Here is a 5310-nt window from a genome sequence, read left to right as displayed (position 1 = left end):
CACAGTAACACGGGCGCGGCATCATCCCCCCCAAGCCGGTCTACTACCCCTTCCTGCAGGCGCCGGGCTTCAATGACCGCCCCCTGCTCACCGTCCCCGTGGTGGAGGAAGAAGGCCGCTGGGTGCTGGATCTCGAAGAGCTTGAGCGTCAGGCCCCCTCGGCGGATCTGCTGCTGCTGTGCAACCCCCACAACCCGGGTGGCACCGTCTTCACCCGGGAAGAGCTGCTGGCCATCGACGCCATCGCCGAGCGCCACAACCTGGTGATCTGCTCCGACGAAATCCACTGCGATCTGCTGCTGGACAAAGATGCCCGCCACATCCCCTATGGTGCCCTGAGCCCGGAGGCGGCCGAGCGCTCCGCCGTCATGATGGCGCCGAGCAAGACCTTCAACATCGCGGGCCTGTGCTGCTCCTTCGCCGTGATCCCCAATGCCCGCCTGCGGCTCAAGCTGCAACAGGCAATGCGCGGCATCAGCGCCGACGTCAATCTGCTGGGGTTCGTGGCGGCCGAGGCGGCCTATGAGGGGGGCGAGCAGTGGCTGAATGAACAGCTCGACTACCTGACCGGCAACCTGGCCCTGATCGAGCAGGCCGTGGCCCGCTGGCCCGGCGTCAAGCTGGCCCGCAACCAGGCAACCTACCTCGCCTGGATCGACATGAGCGCCCTGGGCCTGGACGATCCCGTCGCCTTCTTCGAACAGGCGGGCGTGGGTCTCTCCCCCGGTGCCCAGTTCGGCAACGGCCAGTTCGTGCGGCTCAACTTTGGCTGCACCCGGGCCCGTCTCACCGAGGCCCTGGCCCGCATGGAGAAAGCCATTCTCCAGACCCGCTAGCGAACCGTCCCGGGCGGCGGCCCCAGGCCGCCCGATGCGCGCAAAAGCGGTAAAATCCGTTCAGCTTCCCGTCTGATGCGGATAAGATGAGGCTCATCACCGGATGAGCCCGCCTCCTCCTTATGTTCAGCCACGGTTTCGGTCCACTATGCGCCCATTCGCCTTCTCTGCCCTGTTGCGTCTGTCACGTACCGCCCTGCCCTGGCTCGCGGCCGTGCTGGCGCCCTCCCTCTTCGCCTCCCCCGCCTATGTCACCATTGGCACGGGAGCCCTCAACGGCGTCTACTACCCGACAGGAGGCGCTATCTGCCGCCTGCTCAACGAGGAGAGTGCCCGCCACGGCCTGCACTGCACGGTGCAGAGTACCTCGGGCTCCATCGCCAATCTGGCGGCGCTCGCCAAGGGAGAGGTACAGCTCGCCCTGATGCAGTCGGATGTGCTCTACCATGCGGTGCACGGCAGCGGCCCCTTCGCGGGCCAAGCCCCGGACGATCAGCTGCGCAGCCTCTTGCGGCTCCACAAGGAGTCCCTGACCCTGATTGCCAGCGCCACCAGCAACATCACCACCCTGGCCGACATCAAGGGCAAGCGGGTCGATGTCGGCGCCCCCAACTCCGGGGACAGGGTCACCAGCCGGGCCCTGCTCGATGCCATGGGGTGGCGGATCGCCGACTTCAGCCGCCCGCCCGTGATCTCCCCGGGCAACCGGCTGGAGGGGCTCTGTGACGGCACCCTGGATGCTGCCTTCGTGGTCGCCGGTCACCCCAATCAGGCCATCGGCGATCTCACCGGCCGCTGTCAGGCCCGCCTCATTCCCATCGAGGGGGAACAGGTGGACAAGCTGCTCAAGCAGCACCCCTACTATGATCGCAGCCGCATCGGCGCCAACCTCTATCCGGGGCAGACAAGCGGCGTCAATACCTTCGCCGTCACCGCCGAACTGGTGGCGCTGGCCAGCCTGCCCGAAAGCGAGGTGCGTACCCTGCGGGACGTGCTGAACGAGCGGCTCAAGCAGTTCACCCGGCTGCATCCGGCACTGACCACCCTCACCTGGGAAGGCATGCAGGCGGGCAGCATCGCCCTGCTCCATCCCGGCATGCTGGATGCCGTGCCCACCCTCCCGGCGGACACCCTCACGGCATCCGGTGCCGTGGCCACCTCGGGCGCCCTGCCAACCTTGCCCCCGGCGAGCAGCGCGGCCACACCGACCGATGGGACAGACCCCCTGGAAGGCACCGCGCCACTGGAGGGGTCCGACACCTTGCCGGAGCAGCCGGCCGCGGCGACCCTCTCAACCAGTTCGGAGGCGGCCTCCACCAACCAGGCCCCGGCCCTGCCCGAGCCGCCCACACCGGGCAGCGCAACCCTGGCGCCAGGCCATCCCCTGAGCCCGCCTGAGGCACCCGCCTCGGCGGCAACGCCGCTGGAGGCGCCATCACCGGAGGCCATGCCGGCCAGCCCACCCAGCCATGCGGTGGAGACCACAGCCCCCGCCGGGCAATGAACACCAACAAAGAGGCCACCCCAGGGGTGGCCTCTTTGTTATGGGGAACGGGCGCCTGGCCTGTCACGGCGCCAGCAGCAGCGCCGGATTCTGGATCTCCTCCTCCACCCAGTGCAGCAGCTGCTTGATGGCCCGCGACAGCACCTGGTTCTGGCGCACCACGTACCCCAGGCTGGTACCGGGAAAATCGGTGAGCCGGGTCACCGGGGCGGTCAGCTTGAGCCTGGGGTGAAGGGAGAAATCCGGCACGATGGCGACGCCAAAGCCCGCCTCGGCCCAGTCGAGCTGGGCATCCACGCTCCCCACCTCCATGATGCGGCAGCTCGGCAGGCCGAGCAGGGGCAGGGAGGGGTCGATCAATGCCCGGGTCCGGGTGTCGTGCCCCAGCAGGATCAGGGTCGGCTCGTCCAGAGGATCGCTCTCCCCCGAGCTGGCCCGCGCCTGCCAGCGGGCCAGGCCGTGCCCCAGGGCACACCAGGTCACCTGCTGCAACTCGGTGTAGAAGAGCGGCTCGCTGCGCTTTTGTGCCATCACGAAGCCCAGATCCGCCTTGCCCGCCCGCACCAGATCCGCCGCCTGATCCGAGGTGGTGTTGAACAGGGTGAGGTCGATGCCGGGGAAGGCCTGCTTGAAGCGCTGGAACGGCTGGATGAGCAGCAGGCGCGAGATGATGTCGCTGGCGGCGATGGCGAGCGTCCCCTGGCTCAACTGGCTCAGGGCATTGAGATCGGACTGGCAGAGCTGCAACTCGTTGATGGCGCGCTCGGCGCTTTGCAGCAGCCGCTCCCCCGCCTGGGTCAGGCGGAACGGGCTGCGCTCCACCAGCTTGACCCGGGTCGCCTGCTCCAGGTTCTTGAGGTGCAGGCTCACATTGGGTTGCGTCATGTGCAGTTCGGTGGCCGTCTGGCCGAAGTGCTGCAACCGGGCCAGGGTGACGAAGGTGTGCAGCCAGTGAATGTCCAGCATGGGGTTCCTCTTCTCCCGGGTCGATGGCAAGGCCAGCGCCGCCAGGGCACGGGCACCACGCAAGGGAGCGCGGTGTCGATAATTGCACCGGAATTATATGGCTTCCTTATCGGAATTATAAAGATAATTAATTTTTCTAATCCTCACGGGGCTCCTAGGATGGACGCCTAACGTCTTAGGAGAAAGAGTCATGTCGTCTATCGTAGTCGTAGGTGCTAACTGGGGTGATGAAGGCAAAGGCCGCATCGTCGATTATCTGGCAGGCCAGGCTGGCGCCAGTATTCGTTTCCAGGGCGGCAACAACGCCGGCCACACCGTGGTCAACGATCTGGGCACCTTCAAGCTGCACCAGGTGCCGAGCGGCGTCTTCAACCCGGATTGCCTGGTCGTGCTGGGCCCCGGCATGGTGATCAGCCCCGAGAAGCTCACCGTCGAGCTGGAAGAGGTCAAGGCCTCCGGCGTCATTCCCAAGCTCGCCATCTCTGACCGTGCCACCCTCTGCCTGCCGCTGCACGCGCTGGAAGACACCCTGGAAGAGCAACGCCTGGGTGACGGCGCATACGGCTCCACCCGTCAGGGCATCGCCCCGGCTTACGGTGATCGGGTCATGAAAAAGGCGATCCTGGTGGGCTGGCTGAAACAGCCGGACGTGCTGGTGGAGCGCATCCAGTTCATGCTGGACTGGAAACTGCCGCAGATGAAGGCTCTCTATCCGGACTTCGAATTCACCCAGACCGCCCAGGAGATGGCCGACTGGCTGCTGGAAGTGTCTGCTCCCTGGCTGGACGCCGTCTGCAACGTCAGCATGCCCCTCAAGGCACTGCAAGCCGAAGGCAAGACCCTGCTGTTCGAAGCCCAGCTGGGCGCCGGTCGTGATCTCATCTACGGCGAATACCCCTGGGTCACCTCCTCCCACGTTTCCGGCGCCTACGCCGGCATCGGTGGCGGTCTGCCGGGTCTGCGCCCGGAGCGCGTCATCGCCGTGGCCAAGGCCTTCAGCTCCTCCGTCGGTACCGGCACCCTGCTGACCGCCATGGAGAACCAGGACGAGTTCCGCAAGATCACCAACGAGTTCGGCGCCACCACCGGCCGTCCCCGTGACGTGGGTTACTTCGATGCCGTCGCCACCAAGAACGGCGTCGAGCTGCAGGCTGCCACCGAAGTGGCCCTGACCAAGCTGGACTGCCTGACCGGTCTGCCGGATCTGAAGATCTGCGTGGCCTACGAAGGTGCCCACACCGAGAACCCGATCTGGCCGCAGACCGCCGCCCTCACCCCCGTCTACGAGAAGATGGAGAGCTGGAGCGAAGACATCAGCGCCTGCCGCACCTTCGCCGAGCTGCCCAAGGCTGCCCAGGACTATGTGCTGCGCATCGAAGCCCTGCTGGGCGTGCCGGTGCCCATGGTCTCCGTCGGCCCGGGCCGTGACGAGATGATCCTGCGCTAAGGCCCCTCGCCTCTCCCAAAAACCGGCATCCCAGGATGCCGGTTTTTTTTATGCCCCTCAAAAGCCCCGAACAGCTCACAAAAGCCGTCTCCATGGCATAATTTGAGCCATACGGGCACTCTGTTTTGAGCCAGCCCCCTTAGAGTGAATGCCATATTCACACAAAGGAGTGCCCATCATGAGATCCCCCATTATCCCGCTGCTGCCCCTGTTCTGCCTCGCGGCCCTGCCCGCCGGTGCCATGACCCTCAAGAGTACCGACATCCGCGAGGGTGAACCCATGGACAAGGTCTTCAGCTTCAACGGCTTTGGTTGCAGCGGCGAGAACCGCTCCCCCCAGTTGAGCTGGCAGAGCCTGCCCGCCGGCACCCAGAGCGTCGCCATCACCGCCTATGACCCGGACGCCCCCACCGGCAGCGGCTGGTGGCACTGGCTGGTGGTGAACCTGCCGGCCAGCCAGAGCGAGCTGCCGAGCAATGCCTCCGGCAAGATCAAACAGGGGCTGGAGCTTGGCACCGACTACGGTACCCAGGGTTATGGCGGCCCCTGCCCGCCCG

At 66.1% G+C, this 5310-nt stretch carries 4 protein-coding genes and 1 pseudogene; 4 read left to right on the top strand and 1 reads right to left on the bottom strand.

Annotated elements, in window-relative coordinates; all coding sequences use genetic code 11:
* Positions 1 to 8: 8 nt before the first annotated feature.
* Positions 9 to 836 (top strand): annotated as a pseudogene (locus tag AACR77_RS05905) (MalY/PatB family protein); the annotation flags it as partial.
* Between the two features lie 148 nt (positions 837 to 984).
* Positions 985 to 2340 carry a TAXI family TRAP transporter solute-binding subunit gene (locus AACR77_RS05900; RefSeq protein ID WP_052224784.1) on the top strand — a complete coding sequence of 452 codons (1356 nt, stop codon included), beginning with the start codon at positions 985 to 987 and terminating at the stop codon, positions 2338 to 2340.
* A 63-nt stretch (positions 2341 to 2403) separates the two neighbouring features.
* Here AACR77_RS05900 and AACR77_RS05895 read toward each other — a convergent pair whose 3' ends face one another.
* Complete coding sequence (locus tag AACR77_RS05895; protein WP_041212603.1) at positions 2404 to 3306, bottom strand: LysR family transcriptional regulator; 903 nt, start codon at positions 3304 to 3306, stop codon at positions 2404 to 2406.
* 190 nt (positions 3307 to 3496) lie between these two features.
* Here AACR77_RS05895 and AACR77_RS05890 point away from each other — a divergent pair, with 190 nt between their 5' ends.
* Both AACR77_RS05890 and AACR77_RS05885 read left to right on the top strand, forming a co-directional pair.
* Positions 3497 to 4753 (top strand): adenylosuccinate synthetase, encoded by a 1257-nt coding sequence (locus tag AACR77_RS05890; RefSeq protein ID WP_042880306.1) that lies wholly within the window; start codon positions 3497 to 3499, stop codon positions 4751 to 4753.
* A gap of 178 nt (positions 4754 to 4931) precedes the next feature.
* On the top strand, positions 4932 to 5310 hold a 379-nt coding region (locus AACR77_RS05885), incomplete at its 3' end, for a YbhB/YbcL family Raf kinase inhibitor-like protein (RefSeq protein ID WP_042880304.1).

The organism is Aeromonas sp. ZOR0002 (assembly GCF_963866995.1).
Lineage (GTDB): Bacteria > Pseudomonadota > Gammaproteobacteria > Enterobacterales > Aeromonadaceae > Aeromonas > Aeromonas caviae.
The sequence above is the reverse complement of the archived record's forward strand: the minus strand, read 5'-3'. Positions and strand labels throughout refer to the sequence as shown.